This window comes from Micromonospora sp. WMMC264 (genome assembly GCF_027497275.1).
Classification (GTDB): Bacteria; Actinomycetota; Actinomycetes; order Mycobacteriales; family Micromonosporaceae; genus Micromonospora; species Micromonospora chalcea.
Genome location: NZ_CP114907.1, coordinates 2,828,830 through 2,846,978, shown reverse-complemented (window position 1 = coordinate 2,846,978; position 18,149 = coordinate 2,828,830). Strand labels below are relative to the sequence as shown.

Annotated in this window: 7 protein-coding genes; 6 read left to right on the top strand and 1 reads right to left on the bottom strand. The window is 74.6% G+C overall.

Annotation, left to right across the window (positions count from 1 at the left end):
* Window positions 1–21: 21 nt before the first annotated feature.
* The 6 genes from O7542_RS12200 (at window position 22) to O7542_RS12175 (ending at window position 16,989) form a co-directional block, all read left to right on the top strand.
* Window positions 22–5,469, top strand: a complete 5,448-nt coding sequence (locus O7542_RS12200; protein ID WP_281606235.1) for a type I polyketide synthase — start codon at window positions 22–24, stop codon at window positions 5,467–5,469.
* Window positions 5,470–5,498: 29 nt separating this feature from the next.
* Window positions 5,499–6,452 carry a TauD/TfdA family dioxygenase gene (locus O7542_RS12195; RefSeq protein ID WP_043324628.1) on the top strand — a complete coding sequence of 318 codons (954 nt, stop codon included), beginning with the start codon at window positions 5,499–5,501 and terminating at the stop codon, window positions 6,450–6,452.
* 1 nt (window position 6,453) lies between these two features.
* Entirely contained in the window at window positions 6,454–6,642 is a 189-nt protein-coding gene (locus O7542_RS12190; protein WP_043324625.1) for an MbtH family NRPS accessory protein, read from the top strand.
* Complete coding sequence (locus tag O7542_RS12185; RefSeq protein ID WP_281606234.1) at window positions 6,639–9,758, top strand: amino acid adenylation domain-containing protein; 3,120 nt, start codon at window positions 6,639–6,641, stop codon at window positions 9,756–9,758. The genes O7542_RS12190 and O7542_RS12185 overlap by 4 nt, the downstream gene beginning before the upstream one ends.
* Window positions 9,758–15,244: a non-ribosomal peptide synthetase/MFS transporter gene (locus O7542_RS12180; RefSeq protein WP_281606233.1), complete on the top strand. Its 5,487-nt coding sequence runs from the start codon at window positions 9,758–9,760 to the stop codon at window positions 15,242–15,244. The genes O7542_RS12185 and O7542_RS12180 overlap by 1 nt, the downstream gene beginning before the upstream one ends.
* Before the next feature lie 95 nt (window positions 15,245–15,339).
* Window positions 15,340–16,989, top strand: coding sequence for a DUF885 domain-containing protein (locus tag O7542_RS12175; protein WP_281606232.1), 1,650 nt, complete (start codon window positions 15,340–15,342; stop codon window positions 16,987–16,989).
* Here O7542_RS12175 and O7542_RS12170 read toward each other — a convergent pair.
* Window positions 16,935–18,149 (bottom strand): hypothetical protein, encoded by a 1,215-nt coding sequence (locus O7542_RS12170; protein ID WP_281606231.1) that lies wholly within the window; start codon window positions 18,147–18,149, stop codon window positions 16,935–16,937. The genes O7542_RS12175 and O7542_RS12170 overlap by 55 nt on opposite strands.

The following is an 18,149-nucleotide window of genomic DNA, read 5'->3' as shown; positions in this document are numbered from 1 at the left end:
CTTGTGAATGAAGGAACCCCCATGCAGAACGACATTCCCGCCGACGACGGCGTCGAGCCCATCGCCATCGTCGGGCTCGCCGCCCGCCTGCCCGGCGCGGCCGACGTCGACGAGTTCTGGCGCAACCTGGTCGACGGCGTGGAGTCGACGACCGAGCTGACCCGCGAGGAGCAGCTCGCCCGCGGCGCCCAGCCGCAGGAGGTCGACGACCCGGGCTGGGTCAACCGTGCCCCGCTGGTGGACGGCTACGACGAGTTCGACGCCGGCCTGTTCGGGATGACCGCCCGCGAGGCCGAGATCACCGACCCGCAGCACCGGCTGTTCCTGGAGACCTGCTACACCGCGCTGCAGGACGCCGGCTACGACCCGGGCCGCTACGACGGCGCGGTCGGCGTGTACGCCGGTACCGGCGGAAACACGTACCTGCACCGCAACGTGTACCGCAACAAGCGGGTCGGCGGGAACCCGCACGGCGCGGTGTCGCTGGCCACCGGCAACTCGCCGAACTACGTGGCCACTAACGTGTCGTACCGGCTGGACCTGCGCGGACCCAGCATGACCGTGCACACCGCCTGCTCCACCTCGCTGGTCGCGTTCCACCTGGCCTGCGAGGCGCTGCGCAACGGCGAGTGCGACATGGCCCTGGCCGGCGGCGTCAACATCGAGCTGCCGCACGTCGGCTACCTCGGCATGGACGGCTTCACCTCGCCGGACGGGCGGTGCCGGCCGTTCGACGCCGCAGCGAACGGCACGGTGTGGGGCAGCGGCGTCGGCGTGACGCTGCTCAAGCGGCTCTCCGACGCGATCGCCGACGGCGACCACATCCGCGCGGTCGTGCTCGGCAATGCCATCAACAACGACGGCGCCGGGAAGGTCGGCTTCACCGCCCCCAGCATCGACGGGCAGACCGAGGCCATCGCCCAGGCCGTCGCGCTCGCCGGCGTCGACCCGCGCAGCATCAGCTACGTCGAGGCGCACGGCACCGGCACCGCGCTCGGCGACCCGATCGAGGTCGCCGCGCTGTCCGCCGTCTACGCCAAGGACACCGACGAGCGCGGCTGGTGCGGCATCGGGTCGGTGAAGTCGAACATCGGCCACCTGAGCCAGCCCTCCGGCATCGTCAGCGTGATCAAGACGGTGCTGGCGATGGAGCACGGGCTGATCCCGCCGACCATCAACTACGAGTCGCCGAACCCGGCCATCGACTTCGCCGACACCCCGTTCTACGTGGCGAACACGCTGACCAAGTGGGACACCGACGGCGGGCCGCGCCGGGCCGGCGTCAGCTCCTTCGGCATCGGCGGCACCAACGCGCACGTCGTGCTCCAGGAGGCGCCGGCGGCGGAGCGGGACGAGCCGCCGGCCCGCCCGGCGCACCTGCTCCAGGTGTCGGCGAAGACGCCGACCGCGCTGGACGTCGCCGTGCGCCGGCTCGCCGAGCACCTGGAGGGCGGCAGCGACGTGGCGCTCGCCGACGTGGCGCACACGCTGCGCGTCGGCCGCCAGACGTACGCCCACCGCGCCGCCGTCGTGGCCGGGGACCCGGCGTCCGCCGCCGCCGCGCTGCGCGAGCGGCGCAAGGGCCACCGGGGCGTCGCCGACGGACCCGCCCCCCGGGTGGCGTTCCTGTTCAGCGGCCAGGGCTCGCAGTACGCCGGGATGGGCGCCGAACTGTACGCCCAGGACCGGGCGTTCGCCGCCGCCGTGGACGAGTGCGCCGACCTGCTCCGCCCCGAGCTGGGCCTGGACATCCGGGACCTGATCCTCGGCCGCGACCCGGACGCGGCGGACAAGCTCACCGAGACCCGGTGGACCCAGCCCGCGTTGTTCACCGTCGAGTACGCCCTCGCCGTCGCGTGGCGGGCCGCCGGGGTCGTCCCGGCCGCGATGATCGGCCACTCCATCGGCGAGTACGTGGCCGCCACGCTTGCCGGCGTGCTCGACCTCGCGGACGCGCTGCGCGTGGTGGCCGCCCGGGGCCGGCTCATGCACTCCCTGCCCGCCGGTTCGATGCTGGCGGTCACGCTCGACGAGTCGGCGGTGGCCGACCGGCTGCCTCAGGGCCTGTCGGTGGCCACCGTCAACGGCCCCGGCACCTGCGTGGTGGCCGGCGAGACCGCGCTCGTGGAAGAGTTCGCCGCCAGTCTGGGCGGCAAGAACAAGTCGAAGCTGCTGCGCACCTCGCACGCGTTCCACTCGCCGATGATGGACCCGATCCTGGACGAGTTCACCGCGCTGATGGCCACCGTGCCGCTGCGCGCCCCGGCGGTGCCGTTCCTGTCGAACGTGACCGGAACCTGGATCACCGAGGCGCAGGCCACCGACCCGGCGTACTGGGCCGCGCACCTGCGCCGCCCGGTCCGCTTCGGCGCGTGCGTGGCCACGCTGCTCGCCGAGGGCACCTGGGCGCTCGTCGAGTGCGGCCCCGGCCGGCAACTGGCCAACCTGGCCCGGATGCAGGTCGCCAAGGCCGGCGAGGCGCAGCGCGCGCTGACCCCGCTGGGCAGCCTGCCCGGCGCGGGCGAGCCGACCGGTGACCTGGCCGCGCTGCTCGGCACGGCCGGCGCGCTCTGGTGCGCCGGGGTGCCGGTGCGCCTTGCGGCCGACCCGGCGGCGCGGCGGGTGCCGCTGCCCACGTACCCGTTCGAGCGGCGCCGCTACTGGATCGACCCGGACCCGGAGCAGGAACTGGCCGCGGCGCCCGTCGAGACCGGCCCCCGGCCGCTGCCGGAGTGGTTCGCGGTGCCGGTGTGGCGCCAGGCCGCCTCGGCGCGCGCCGTGGAGCCGCTGGGCCGCTGCCTGGTGCTGGCCGACGGTCCGCGCGGCGAGGCGCTCGTGGCCGCGTTGCGCGCCGCCGGCGACGACCCGGTCGAGGTACGCGCCGGCGAGGCGTTCACCGCCACCGCGAGCGGTTTCCGGCTGCGCCCCGGCGTACGCGCCGACGCCGAGGAGCTTCTCGCCGCGCTCGGCGCCGACGTGCCCCGGCGGATCGTGCACGCGTTCGCGCTCGACGGCGAGCCGGCCGGCACCGACCCGGCGGCCGCCTGGGCGGCGCAGGAGCGCGGCTTCTTCGGCGCGCTGCACCTGGTGCAGGCGCTCGCGGGCGCCGGTGTGACCGCCGACGAGGCGGGCGTACGCCTGGACCTGGTCACCGCTGGCATCGGCGACGTACGCGGCGACGACCTCGTCCGCCCCGAGCACGCCACGCTGGCCGGCCTGGCCCGGGTGCTCCCGGCCGAGCTGCCCGGCCTGACCGTGCGGCTGCTGGACACCGACCCGGCCGCGCGCGGCGTGGCCGCCCTGGTGGCCGAGCTGCGCAGCCCGGTCGACGCCGAGCACCCGGAGGTGGCGCTGCGCGGCGACCGCCGCTGGCTCGGCGGCTACGAGCAGGTGAGCGTCGCGGCCGAGGCGGAGCCGGGCGTGCTGCGCGAGGAGGGCCGCTACCTGATCACCGGCGGTCTCGGCGGCATCGGCGTCACCCTGGCCGAGGACTTCGCCCGCCGGGCCCGCGCCAAGCTGGTGCTGCTGGCCCGCTCCGGGCTGCCCGGGCGCGACGAGTGGGACGGGCACCTGGCGGTGCACGGCGGCGCCGACCGGGCCGGACGCGCCATCGCGGCGATCCGCCGGATGGAGGCCGCGGGCGCCGAGGTGCTGGTGCTCGCCGCCGACGTCACCGACGCGGACGACCTGCGCCGGGTCCGCGACGAGGCCGAGCGGCGGTTCGGCGGGCTCGACGGCATCGTGCACGCCGCCGGCCTGCCCGGCGGTGGCATGGCCGAGATCAAGGAGCGCGACGAGGCGCAGCGTGTGCTGGCCCCGAAGCTGGCCGGCACGCTCGCGCTGGCCCAGGTCTTCGGCGACCTGCCGCTGGACTTCGTCGTGCTGTGCTCCTCGATCACCGCGGTGATCGGCGGGTTCGGCCAGGTCGACTACTGCGCCGCGAACAACTTCCTGGACGCCTTCGCGCGCTCCGGCACCGGGTTCCGCGCCCCGGTCGTGTCGCAGAACTGGGGCGGCTGGGCCGAGGTCGGCATGGCGGTGGAGACCGCCGCGCCGGCCGCGTTCCGGGCCGCCGGGCGGGACACCGTGACCACCACGGTCACGCACCCGGTGCTGACCACGATGGTCGCCGGGCCGGACGGCACGGTGCTGCACGGCCTGGTCGCGGCCGACACCCACTGGCTGCTCGACGAGCACCGCATCGGCGGCGTGCCGGTGGTGCCGGGCACCGCCCACCTGGAGTCGGTACGCGCGGCGGTGGCCGCCGCGCTGCCCGCGCCGGGGCCGGACGCCGCGGTCGAGCTGCGCGACGTGGTGTTCCTGGAGCCGTTCTCGGTGCCGGACGGCACCGTGGCCCAGTACCGGGTCGAGCTGACCCCGACCGAGGACGGCACCGACTTCACCGTGGCCAGCCTCGCCGCCGGCCAGGCGCGCGCCCACGTACGCGGCAGCGCCGGGTGGACCACCGAGGCGGCCCCGCCGGCCGCCGTGCCCGCCGTGGCCGGACGGCGGGTCGACGACGACGCCTCGTTCGGCCGGGGACGCACCAGCATGCTGACGTTCGGCCCGCGCTGGGCGGCGCTGGCCGAGCACCACCTCGCCGACGGCGAGGAACTGGCCCGCGTGCAGGCGCCCGCCGCCGCGCTCGGCGACCTGCCCTCGTGGGGGCTGCACCCGGCGCTGCTGGACGTGGCCACCGCGTTCGGCCGCGGCCAGGGCTCCGGCACCTACCTGCCGCTGTCGTACGGCCGGATCGTGGTGCGCGGCGCGCTGCCGGCGACGTTCCACAGTCACCTGCGGCACCGGCCCGCCGCCACCGACGAGGTGGTCGCCGCCGACCTGTCGCTGCGCGACCCGGACGGGCGGGAACTGGTCGCGATCAGCGACTTCGTGCTGCGCCGGGTCGACCAGGACGCGGTCACCGGCAACCTGGCCGACGCCCCGGCGGACGCCGACGCCCCGGCGGCGGTGACCGAGGACATCCGCCCGGTCGACGGCGCGGAGGCGTTCCGGCGCAGCCTCGCCGCCGGGCTCGGCGCCCAGGTGGTGATCGCCACCCGCACCGTCGCCGACATCCGTCGCCGGGCCGCCCGGGTCACCACCGACAGCATCGCCGAGGAGACCGACGCGGCGGCCGGCGCGACCGCGGCCACCGGCGGCGGCTCGGCCGCACCCGGCACCGAGCTGGAGAAGACCATCGCCCAGGTGTGGCGCGACGGTCTCGGCGTCACCGACATCGGCGTGGACGACGACTTCTTCGCCCTCGGCGGCAACTCGCTGGTCGCCGTGCAGCTGATCGCCGCCATGCGCAAGGCGACCGGGGTGCGGCTGCCGATGCGCAGCCTCTTCGAGACCCCCACGGTGGCCGGCCTGGCCGCCCGGATCGAGGAGCTGCGCGCCGAGGCGCCCGCCGACCAACCGGCCGCCCCGGCGGCGATCCCGGCCATCCCGCGGCTGCCCCGCGGCTGACATCCGACGGAACAAGGAGACACCGCACCATGAGCGAGACAACCGCGACGCTGCCGGTGGTCGTCGAGAACGACGGCCGGCCGCTGACCGACCTCATCGCCGCCCGGCGCGCCGAGCTGCGGGACACCCTCGTCGCCAGCGGAGGGCTGCTGTTCCGCGGCTTCGACGTGGGTGGCGTGGACGGCTTCGACCAGGCCGTACGGGCGCTGGCCGGTGAGCCGCTGACCTACACCGAGCGCTCCTCGCCCCGGCACTCCATCAAGGGCCGGGTCTACACCTCGACCGACTACCCGCCGGACGAGGAGATCTTCCTGCACAACGAGAACTCGTACCAGGCGCGCTGGCCGCTGACGCTGTTCTTCTACTGCGTCACGCCGCCGGACAGCCAGGGCGCCACGCCGCTGGCCGACGTGCGCCGGGTGTACGAGCTGATCGACCCGGCGGTACGTGAGGAGTTCGTCCGCCGCCGCTGGATGCTGGTGCGCAACTTCCACGGCGACTTCGGCACCCGCTGGCAGGAGGTGTTCAACACCGAGAGCCGCGCCGAGGTGGAGGCGTACGCGGCGGACAACGGGATCACCGTGGAATGGGTCGGCAAGGACGGCCTGCGTACCCGCGCGGTCCGGGACGTGGTGCACCACCGGCCGGGCTCGGACACCCCGCGCTGGTTCAACCACGCCACCTTCTTCCACCTCAGCACGTTGCCCAAGGACTACCAGGAAGGGCTGCTGGCCATGTTCGGCGCCGACGGGCTGCCGTCGAACACCTACTACGGCGACGGCGGCGAGATCCCCGCCGACGTGATGGACCACCTGCGCGCCGCCTACCGGGCGGCCACGGTCCGCTTCGACTACCAGCGCGACGACGTGCTGGTGGTGGACAACATGACCGCCGCGCACGGCCGGGAGCCGTTCACCGGCCCCCGCAAGATCGCCGTGGCGATGGCCGAGCCGCACACCCCCGACACCGCAGGAGCGAACTGACATGGCCGAATCCCGATTCCTGGTCGTCCGCAACGACGAGGAGCAGTACTCGATCTGGTCGGCCGACCGCGAGCTGCCCGCCGGCTGGCACGACACCGGCTTCGCCGGCAGCCGCGAGGAGTGCCTGGCCCACGTGGACGAGGTCTGGACCGACATGCGTCCCCGCTCGGTGCGCGAGGCCCTCTCATGACCCAGGAGTGGACGTTCCCGGCCTCCTACGCCCAGGAGCGGGTGTGGATGGCCAACCAGCTCGACGCCGGGTCGCCGGTGTTCAACGTCTCCTTCCCGTGGATGTTCCCCGGCGACGTGGACGCCGAGACGGCCGGCGACGTGGTCAACCGGGTGATCGCCCGGCACGAGGCGCTGCGTACCCACCTGCGGGTCGACGACGGCGCGCTGGTGCAGGTCGTGCGCGCCCACGAACCGGCGCCGCTGCCCGTCACCGACGTCACCCATCTGCCCGCCGGTGAGCAGCGCGGCGAGTTCGAGCGGATCCGCGGCGAGATGGCGCGTGCCCCGATCCCGATGGACGCCGCGCCGCTGTGGCGGGCCCGGCTGATCCGCATGGAGGACGGGCTCGCGCTGGCGTTCGTGGCGCACCACGCCGTCTTCGACAGCCACTCGGCGGTGCTGTTCCACCACGAACTGGTCGCGTTCTGCGAGGCCGCGCGCACCGGCGCCGAGCCCGCCGTGCCCGAGCTGCCCATCCAGTACGCCGACTTCGCGGTCTGGCAGCGCCAGCAGCTCACCGGCGAGGAACTGGACCGGCAGCTCGCCTTCTGGACCGGCCACCTGGCCGGAGCGCCGCCGGTGATCGGCCTGCCGCTGGACCGGCCCCGTCCGGGCCAGCTCGGGTTCGCCGGTGACGAGGTGCGCTTCACGCTGCCCGACGGGCTGCTGGACCGGATCGGCACGCTGGCCACCGGCGCGCAGGCCACCCCGTACATGGTGCTGCTGGCCGGTTTCGCGGCGCTGCTGTCGCGGATCTCCGGCGACACCGACGTGGTGGTGGGGGTGGCCACCGCGGGACGCGACAACCCGGAGCTGGCGCCGCTGATCGGCATGTTCGTCAACCCGGTGGCGCTGCGCTGCGACGTCTCCGGCGACCCGGCGTTCGCGGCGCTGCTCGGCCGGATCCGCAACGGCCTGATCGACGCCATGGAGCACGGCCAGGCGCCGTTCCAGAAGATCGTCGAGGCGGTCGACCCGCAGCGGGACCCGTCGGTGCAGCCGATCTTCCAGACCGCCCTGAACTGGATCCCGGACTCCGGCCTCGACCCGGTGGAGCTGGGCACCACGAAGGACGACCTGGCCTTCGACATCACCACCGGGGAGTGCCGCCTGGTCTACCGGACCGAGCTGTTCGACCGGGAGACCGCCGAGGCCGTGGTGCGCCGCTACGTGCGGCTGCTCGCCGCCGCCGTCGCCGAGCCGCAGCGCACCGTCGCCGCGCTGCCGCTGCTCACCGACGACGAACATGACCTGGTGCTGGGCGCCTGGAACGACACCGCCCACGACGTGCCGGCGACCACTGTGGTCGACGAGGTGCAGCGGCAGGCCGCCGCCACCCCGGACGAGCCGGCGCTGGTCTGCGACGGCGCGACGCTGCGCTACGCCGAGCTGAACACCGCCGCGAACCGGCTGGCCCGGCTGCTGGTGGCGCGCGGGGCCGGCCCGGAGACCCGGGTCGCGCTGGCCCTGCCCCGCTCCTGCGACCTCGTCGTGGCGATGCTCGCCGTGCTGAAGGCCGGCGCCGCGTACGTGCCGGTGGACACCACGTACCCGGCCGGGCGGATCGCGTACCTGCTCACCGACGCCGCGCCCGCGCTGGTGGTGGCCGACCCGGACACCGCCGCCCTGGTGCCCGGCGACGCGCTGGTGCTCGACGGTGAGGTCGGCTCCGACCAGCCCGGCGACGACCTCACCGACGCCGACCGGGTCGCCCCGCTGCGCCCCGAACACCCCGCGTACGTGCTCTACACCTCCGGCTCCACCGGCCGGCCCAAGGGCGTGGTGGTCGAGCACCGGGCGGTGACCGCGTACCTGGCCTGGGCCCGGGCCACCTACCCGGGGCTTTCCGGGGTGGCGCTGCTGCACTCGCCGGTCTCGTTCGACCTCACCGTCACCGGCCTGCTCGGCACGCTCACCGCAGGCGGCACGGTACGGCTCGCCGCGATCGACGAGCCCGCCGCCCGCGCCGGTGGGCGGCCGACCTTCCTCAAGGTCACGCCGAGCCACCTGCCGCTGCTCGACGGCGAGCTGTCACCGACGACCGACCTGGTCATCGGCGGCGAGGCGCTGACCGGGGAGCAGCTCGCCGCCTGGCGGGCCGCGCACCCCGACGTGGCGGTGATCAACGAGTACGGCCCGACCGAGGCCACTGTGGGCTGCGTCGCGGCCCGCATCGCCCCCGGCGAGCCGGTCGGGTCCGGCCCGGTGCCGATCGGCACGCCCACCTGGAACACCCGGGCGCTGCTGCTCGACACCGCGCTGCGCCCGGTGCCGCCGGGCGTGGTGGGGGAGCTGTACGTCACCGGCACGCAGCTCGCCCGCGGCTACCACGAGCGGCCCGGCCTGACCGCCGAGCGGTTCCTGCCCTGCCCGTACGGCCCGCCCGGCGCCCGGATGTACGCCACCGGCGACCTGGCACGCTGGCGCGCCGACGGCACGCTGGACTACCTGGGCCGCCGCGACGACCAGGTCAAGGTGCGCGGCATGCGGATCGAGCTGGGCGAGGTCGAGGCGGCGCTGCTGGCCCACCCGGACGTACGGGCCGCCGCCGCGGCGGTCCGCGCCGACGGCGGCGAGCCGATGCTCGTCGGCTACCTGGTGGGCCCGGCCCACGAGGACTCGGTCCGCGCCGAACTGGCCCGCGAGCTGCCGGCGCACCTGGTGCCGGCCGCCCTGGTCCGGCTGGACGCGCTGCCGCTGACCCCGAACGGCAAGCTGGACCGCGCCGCGCTGCCCGCCCCGGCGACGGCCGAGACGGCGCAGGACAGCTACGTCGCGCCCCGCACCGAGGCCGAGGCCCTGGTCGCCGAGGTGTACGCCGACATCCTCCAGGTGGAGAAGGTCGGCGCCCACGACGACTTCTTCGCCCTCGGTGGCAACTCGCTGCGCGGCATGCGGGCGATGGCCCGCATCCGCGCCGAGGTGGACGTGGAGCTGCCCATGCGGGCGCTGTTCAGCAGCCCCGTGGTGGCGGACCTGGCCGCCCAGATCGAACAGCGGATCGCCGCCGAGCTCGACGGCCTCTCCGACACCGAGGTCGCCGCGCTGCTCGCGGCGGAAGAGGGAACCAACTGATGACCGACCTGAAGGATCCGGCCCGCGAGGCGGCCCGGCAGGCGCTGATCGCCCGACGGCTACGCGCCCGCCAGACCGCAACCGCGGCCCGGATCACCCCCCGCCCGGCCGGCGCCGAGGTGCCGCTGTCCTACGCCCAGGAGCGGGTCTGGTTCATGGACCAGCTCGCCCCGGGCGAGGCGGCGTACCACATCGCGGTGCCGCTGCGGGTGCGCGGACCGCTCGACGTGGACGCGCTGCGCGCCGCCCTGACCGCGCTCGCGGACCGGCACGAGTCGCAGCGCACCCGCTTCCCGGCCGACGCCGACGGCCGCCCCACGGTGGTGATCGCGGACACCGCGGACGTGCCGCTGACGGTGGTGGACGCGCCCGACGAGGCCGCCGCGCAGGCGCTGGTCGAGGCGGCGGCGGCCGAGCCGTTCGACCTCGCCGAGGGGCCGCTGCTGCGGGCCCTGCTGATCCGGCTCGCCGCCGACGACCACGTGCTGTTCCTGGCCCAGCACCACATCGTCGGCGACGGCTGGTCGGTGGACGTGCTGCTGCGTGACCTGATCACGCTCTACCGGGGCGGCGAGCCGCCCGCCCTGCCGATCCAGTACGGCGACTTCGCCGTCTGGGAGGCCCAGGAGCTGGACGGCACGCAGGCGCGGGCGCACGTCGACTACTGGAAGCAGCGGCTGGCCGGCATCACCCCGCTGGAACTGCCGCTGGACCGGCCCCGCCCGGCCACCCAGACCTACCGGGGCGACTTCGTCGAGTTCCAGCTCGACCCGGCCGCCACCGAGGCGCTCAACACGCTCACCCGCGACAGCGGCGGCACGCTGTTCATGACGTTGCTCGCCGCGTACCAGGTGCTGCTGGCCCGGCACTCCGGCCAGGACGACTTCGCCATCGGCGCCTCGGTCGCCGGACGGTCCGCGCCGGAGCTGGAGAACCTCGTCGGCATGTTCATCAACATGCTGCCGCTGCGCGCCGACCTGGGCGACGACCCGACCTTCGCCGAGCTGCTGGAGCGCACCCGCCGCACCGTGCTGGACGGTTTCGAGCACGCCGAGGTGCCGTTCGCCAAGGTCGTGCACGAACTGGGCCTGCCGCGCGACGTCAGCCGCTCCCCGGTGTTCCAGGCCATGTTCGTGCTGCAGAACTACGAGATGGGCCGGTTCACCGGCGTGTCCCGCACCGACGAGGTCACGTTCACCTGGACCCCGATGGAGTTGCGGGCCACCCGGTTCGACTTCGAGCTGCACGCGGTCGAGACCGTCGACGGGCTCTGGGGCAAGCTGGTCTTCAACACCGACCTGTTCGACCGGGCCACCGTGGAGCGGATGGCGCAGCGGTGGACCGCCCTGCTGGACGCGGTCGTCGCCGCGCCGGACACCCCGGTCTCCCGGCTGCCGCTGCTGCCCGCCGCCGAGCAAGAGCTGCTGGCCGCCTGGAACGACACCAGCGCGGACTTCCCGCGCGCCGAGACGCTGCACGGACCGATCGAGGAGCGCGCCGCGGCCACCCCGGACGCGGTGGCGGTCACCATCGACGGGCACAGCCGCACGTACGCCGAGCTGAACGCGCAGGCCAACCGCGTCGCGCACCGGCTGCGCGCGGCCGGCGTCGGCCCGGAGACCCTGGTCGGGGTCTGCGCGGAACGCTCGGTGGAACTGGTCGCCGGGCTGCTCGGCGTGCTCAAGGCCGGCGGCGCGTACCTGCCGCTGGACCCGGAGTACCCGGCCGACCGGCTCGCGTTCATGGTCGGCGACGCGGACGCGCCGGTGGTGCTGGTCCAGTCGCACCTGCGCAACGTGCTGCCCGACACCGGCGCCACGGTGCTCGAACTGGACGACGCCGTCGTCTGGGCCGGCCAGCCCGACACCGATCCGGCGCCGGCCGCCGGGCCGGAGCACCTGGCGTACGTCATCTACACCTCCGGCTCCACCGGCCGCCCGAAGGGCGTGCCGAACACGCACCGGGGCATCGTCAACCGGCTCGACTGGATGCAGAAGACGTACCGCCTCGGCGCCGACGACGCGGTGCTCCAGAAGACCCCGGCGAGCTTCGACGTGTCGGTGTGGGAGTTCTTCTGGCCGCTGCGCACCGGCGCGCGCCTGGTGCTGGCCAAGCCGGGCGGCCACAAGGACGCCGGCTACCTGCGTGACCTGCTGGTGTCCGAGCGGATCACCACCGCCCACTTCGTCCCGTCGATGCTCACCGTCTTCCTCGCCGAGGACGGCGTGGAGGCGGCCACCGCGCTGCGCCGGGTGATCTGCTCCGGCGAGGAACTGCCGCTGGCCTCGGCAGCCGACTTCACCGCCCGGCTGCCCTGGTGCGGCCTGCACAACCTGTACGGCCCGACCGAGGCGGCCATCGACGTGACCGCCTGGGCGTGCGAGCCGGACCGGCTGGCGCAGGTGACCAGCGTGCCGATCGGCGCGCCGATCGCCAACCTGCGGCTGCACGTGCTCGACCCGTCCGGCGCCCAGTGCCCGGTCGGGGTGGCCGGCGAGCTGCACATCGGCGGTGTCGGGCTGGCCCGCGGCTACCACCGCCGGCCGGCGCTGACCGCGGAGAAGTTCGTCCCCGACCCGTTCTCCGCCGAACCGGGCGCCCGCCTCTACCGCACCGGCGACCTGGCCCGCTGGGTAATCGGCCCGGACGGCGCCGGGGTGATCGAGTTCCTGGGCCGCATCGACCACCAGGTCAAGCTGCGCGGCCTGCGCATCGAGCTGGGCGAGATCGAGAGCGCGCTGCGCGACCAGCCGGGCGTCACCGAGGCCACGGTGATCGTCCGGGAGGACAGCCCGGGCGACAAGCGGCTCACCGCGTACCTGGTGGGGGCGGCCGAGCACGCCGCGCTGAAGGCGGCGCTGAAGGACACGCTGCCCGAGTACATGGTGCCGGCCGCGTTCGTCACGCTCGACGCGCTGCCGCTGACCCCGAACGGCAAGCTGGACCGCAAGGCGCTGCCCGCGCCGGTGGTCACCCGCGAGGCGTCGGTGGCGCTGGTCGAGCCGCGCGACGACACCGAGCGGGCGCTGGCTGCGATCTGGTCCGAGGTGCTCGGCGTGGACACGCTGGGCATCGACGACGACTTCTTCGACCTGGGCGGGCACTCGATGCTCGCCACCCAGGTGGTCGCGAAGATCCGCAAGGCGGAGCTGGGCGGCCGGGCCGTCGGCGTGATGGACCTGTTCCAGCAGCGCACCATCCGCGACCTGGCCGCGTTCATCTCCGGCGACGCCGCCCAGGAGGGGCCGCGCCGGCTGCTCTACGAGCTGACCAAGCCGATCCCGGCGGGCAAGCGGGTGCTGACGTACGTCTGCGTGCCGTACGGCGGCGGCAGCGCCATCGTCTACCAGCCGCTGGCCGACGCGCTGCCGGCCGGGTACGGGCTGTGGTCGCTGGCCATCCCCGGCCACGACGTCGGCCTCACCGAGGACGCGCTGCCGTTCGAGGAGCTGACCAGCCGGGTCGCCGACGAGATCCTGGAGCGGGTCGAGGGACCGATCGCCCTGTACGGCCACTGCGGCGTGGGCAGCGCGATCGTCGCCGAGGTGGCCCGCAAGGTCGAGGCGTCCGGCCGGGACTTGGAGGCCGTCTACATCGGCGCGATGTTCCCGTTCGCCCGCCCCAAGGGCGTCTTCTCGGCGGCCCGCAACAAGCTGGAGCAACTGCGCAGCAACAAGCACTACGCGAGCTGGCTCAAGTCGATGGGCGTGGACACCGACGAGCTGGACCCGGAGCAGGCCGACCGGATCATCAGCAACATGCGGGCCGACTCCCGCGCCTCGGAGGAGTACTTCACCCGGCTGCTGGACAAGCAGGCGACGAAGCTGCGCGCGCCGATCATCTCGGTGGTCGGCTCCGAGGACCCGGTCACCGACTACTACCGCGAGCGGTACACCGAGTGGCAGTTCCTCAGCGACACGCTCGGGCTGGTCGTGCTCGACCAGGCAGGTCACTTCTTCCTCAAGTACCGTGCCGAGGAACTGGCCGAGATCGTCACGCAGGCGCACCCGGCGGTGGTCGCCGGTGACATCGGCGCGCTGAGCCCGCAGGCGCGGGGTGAGGACGCCGGCTGGGCGGTGGCGGACACGCTGCGCGTGGGCGTGGCCCGCAAGGCCAGCACCGCGGTCAAGCCGAGCATGGGCCGCTTCCTGGCCATCACGGTCGGGCAGCTCGTCTCCAGCACCGGCTCCGCGCTGACCGCGTTCGCGCTGCCGATCTGGCTGTTCAACCGCACCGGCTCGGTGGCCGACCTCGGTCTGCTGTGGGCGCTGGCGCTGATCTGCGGCGTGCTCATGCTGCCGGTCGCCGGCGCGCTGGTGGACCGGGTCAGCCGCCGCCGGATCATGATGACGGCCAGCTGCTTCGCCGGCTCCATCCAGCTGGTGCTGGCCAGCCTGCTGTGGACCGACAACCTGGTGCTCTGGCACATCTACCTGCTGGTGGCGCTGAGTTCGGTGGCCGGGTCGTTCCAGCGGATCGCGTTCCAGTCGGCGGTGCCGCAGCTGGTGCCCAAGCGCTACCTCGGGCACGCCATGGGCATCACCCAGCTGTCCACCGGTGTGGCCACGTTGCTCATGCCGGCGTTCGCGGCCGGCCTGCTCGCCACCATCGACCTGAAGGGCATCCTGCTCGTCGACGTGGCCAGCTACGTGCTCGCGGTGCTCACGCTCGCCGTGGTCCGCTTCCCGGACGCGCTCGGCTGGCGGCCCCGGGAGCGGCTGCTGGTGGCCATCGCCAACGGCATGCGCTACTCCTGGCGGCACCGCGGATTCCGGCTGATGCTCGGCTACTTCGCGCTGGGCAACATCTTCCTGGCGCCCGCGCTGGTGCTGATCACCCCGTTGGTGCTGTCGTTCGGCAGCCCCACCCAGGTCGCCCAGGTCGCGCTGGCCGAGGCGGTCGGCGCGGTGCTCGGCGGCATCCTCATGTCGCTGTGGGGCGGGCCGCGCAAGCGCCGCATGATCGGCGTGCTGATCGGCAACCTGGGCACCGCGATCGGCTGCATGCTGATCGGCCTGGACGCCTCGGTGGCGATGATCTGCGTCGGCTTCTGCTGGCTGGCCATGTCGATGACCACCGCGCAGTCGATCTACGCGACGATCGTCCAGGTGAAGGTGCCGCAGCGCTTCCACGGCCGGGTGTTCAGCCTCAACCAGACCATCTCCTGGTCCACGCTGCCGATCGGGTTCGCGCTGCTGGCGCCGGGCGCCACCGCGCTGTTCGAGCCGATGCTCGCGCCGGGCGGGGCGCTGGCCGGCACGGTGGGCGCGGTGATCGGCACCGGACCGGGCCGGGGCATCGGGTTCGCGTACATCTGTTTCGGCGCGGCGCTGGTCCTGGTCACGCTCGGCGGGTTCGCGATCCGGCTGCTGCGCCGCTTCGACATCGAGGTGGAGGATTCCCTGCCGGACGACCTGATCGGCGCCCAGGAGCGTGAGAAGCGTCTGGCCGCCAAGGCGGAGAAGAAGGAGCTCGTCTCGGTCTGACCCCGCCTCCCATCCGGTTGATCAAGGAGTTCGTGTCCTTTCCGGGCCTTCCGGCCGGCACGAACTCCTTGATCATCGGGGGTAGCATCGGTGCGATGGGCGAGGACGTCACCGACGCGCTGCTGCGGGAGATGGGGCGCCTCGATCCGTGTGTGGCGGTGGTCGAGGCCGGTGAGCAGGACGTCGACGGGCTCACCGACTACAGCCCGGAGGGTCACCAGGCCCGCGCCGATCTCGCCGCGCGCGCCCTGCGCCGGATCGAGGCGCTGCCCGCCCCGAGCCCGCTGCACGAGCACCTCGCCGAACGGCTGCGCGCCCGGATCGCCTTCCACGACGCCGGGGAGGACCTGCGGGAACTGCACGTCGCGGCCACCGGCCCGCTCCAGCTCATCCGCCAGTGCGTCGAATCAGCGGTGCCGGGCCGCGACGCCGGGCGCGCGGCCTACGAGGACGGCTGGGCCCGCGTCGGCGCGCGCCAGGCCGCGATCCCGGCATCCCTGGACGGGTACGCCCGCAGCCTGCTGGTCGCCGCCGAACGTGGTCACCTGCCCACACGACGCCAGGTGGACCTGGTGACGCAGCGCTGCCGCACCTGGATCGACGAGGACACGGCGCTCGTGCAGCGCTACGGCGACGGGCCGCAGCGCGCGTCGTTGCAGGCGGCGGCGCGGGACGCGCGGGAGGCGTACCGGAGGTTCGCCACGACGCTCACCGCGGACCTCGCGCCGCTCGCGCGCGACGACGAGGCGTTCGGCCCGGCGCGGTACGCCCTCTGGGTGCGGACCTTCCTCGGCACGGAACCGGACCTGCGCGAGCTGTACGAGTGGGGCTGGGACGAGTTCACCGCCATCGAGGCGGACCTGGTCGCGGAGGCGAGAGCCCTGGGTGGCACCGTGCCCGAGGTGCTTCAACGGCTCGACCGCCCCGACGCGCCAGGTGTGCTGCGCAGCCGGGACGAGTTCGCCGCCTGGCTCCAGGAGCTGCTGGAGGCCACCACCGAGCGGATGCACGGCACGCACTTCGACATCCCCGCGCCGCTGCGCCGCATCGAGTCCCGGGTCACCACGTCGGGCGGCACCGCCTACATCGCGCCGTCGCGGGACCTGACCCGGCCGGGCCGGGTCTCGTGGCTGCTGCCCGACGGTCAGGAGCGCTTCCCGACCTGGTGGGCGTACAGCACCGCGTACCACGAGGGCGTCCCCGGCCACCACCTGCACCTCGGCTCGGAGGCGTGCCGGGGCGGCCCCGGGCAGCGGCTGAACCTGCTCGGCGGGCTCTCCGGCGCCCAGGAGGGCTGGGCCCTGTACGCCGAAGGGCTGATGGACGAACTCGGACTCTACGAGCAGCCGGGCGCCCGGCTGGGCCACCTGTTCATGCAGTTGCTGCGGGCGGCCCGGGTGGTGCTCGACATCGGCCTGCACCTGCGGCTGCCGATGCCGTCGGGCAGCACGCCGTGGACGCCGCAGGCCGCGCTGGACCTGCTGCGCGACCGCTGCCACCAGGGCCCGTACGCGCCACTGGAAGTGGCCCGGTACCTGGGCCGGCCCGGGCAGGCGCTCACCTACAAGGTGGGGGAGCGGGTGTGGCGCGACGGACGCGCGGCGTTCCCCGGCGACCGGCGCGCGTTCCACAACCGGGCGCTGGAACTCGGCTCGCTGGGACTGGACCAGCTCGCGAGCGCGCTTCCCGCCTATCCGGCCTCGTCGGCGGGCAGCTCCTCCGGGTCGGCCACCCAGGCGGAGTAGACAGGCAGCGCGTGCCACGGGCCGCCGGCCGGGTCGGTGGTCACCGCGACCACCGCGTACGGGTGACCGAAGCGCAGCTCCGCGACGCGGGCGACCCCCTCCGGCGGCAGCGCTGTCGCCCGGCCGAACGCGGTCACCGCGGCGGCCTCGAAGCCGTAGCGGCCGAACCGGGCCACCGCGGACTGCGCGGCGTCGAACCTCGGCCCGGTCAGGCCCAGCAGCTCGCCGAGCGCCCGCGCCGCCGCGTCGAAGCCGAACCCGGGCGCGGTCAGGTCGTGTCGGCTCTGCGCCGACCAGCACGGCAGCACCGCCGTGGCGCGTTCCTCCCGGCCGTCGTCCGCGTACGTCCGGGTCGGCTCCTCCCGCAGCGTCCACAGCGGCGTCTCGCCCAGCGGCAGGTCGAACAGCGACCGGCGGCCCGGCATGGCGTCCGGCAGGAGCGCGGCGGCGCTCGCCAGCTCCTGCGCGGCGGCCAGCACGTCTGCGGCGGGCACGTCGGGCGCGGCGGCCACCGACACCACGAGCATCCCCGCGCCGTCGTCGCCGGTGCGGGCCGGCACCGCGTGCGCCGCCACGTCACCGGCCCGGTCGGTGGCCGCCACCCAGCACCGGTGCCCGAACGGCGGCGTACGCAGCACCCGGCTCAGCCGGCCCGACCAGGCGCTGCCCGCGCCCAGCTCCGCGCCGGGGGCGGTGTCGAACGGGTCGGCCCACGACACGCGGGTGGCCAGCGCGTTGGCCAGGAGCAGCAGCGTGTCCGGGGTGACGTCGACGGGGAAGCTGTCGATCAGCCCGCCGGTACGCTCCCGGGCCCAGCCGTCCAGCGTGGCCTGGTCGGGCAGCGGGCCGCGTTCGGTGTTCTCCGGCAGCGCGGCCCGCCACGCGGCCAGCTCCGGCGCCGGAGCGCGCTCCCACAGCGCGGTGGCCGCGGCGACCATCGGGTGCGGCGCGGCGAGCAGCGCCCGGGCCTCCGCGGCGGCGTCGTCCGGGTCGGCGTCGAGCGCCTCGGCCAGCGCCGCCCGGGTCTCGCCGGTGGCGGCCGGGCCGGTCAGCGCCAGCAGCAGCCACGCGCCCAGCGGCGAGGCGACGTGGTGGGTGTCACCGGCGGCGCGGTGCAGCCGCTCGGCGTAACGGGCCAGGGGTGCGTGCAGGGGAGTCAC

Excerpts from the sequence above, each read along its gene's own strand:
- O7542_RS12175 (WP_281606232.1), top strand. The coding sequence starts at position 15,340 with ATGGGCGAGGACGTCACCGACGCGCTGCTGCGGGAGATGGGGCGCCTC.
- O7542_RS12180 (WP_281606233.1), top strand. The coding sequence starts at position 9,758 with ATGACCGACCTGAAGGATCCGGCCCGCGAGGCGGCCCGGCAGGCGCTG.
- O7542_RS12185 (WP_281606234.1), top strand. The coding sequence starts at position 6,639 with ATGACCCAGGAGTGGACGTTCCCGGCCTCCTACGCCCAGGAGCGGGTG.
- O7542_RS12200 (WP_281606235.1), top strand. The coding sequence starts at position 22 with ATGCAGAACGACATTCCCGCCGACGACGGCGTCGAGCCCATCGCCATC.
- O7542_RS12190 (WP_043324625.1), top strand. The coding sequence starts at position 6,454 with ATGGCCGAATCCCGATTCCTGGTCGTCCGCAACGACGAGGAGCAGTAC.
- O7542_RS12195 (WP_043324628.1), top strand. The coding sequence starts at position 5,499 with ATGAGCGAGACAACCGCGACGCTGCCGGTGGTCGTCGAGAACGACGGC.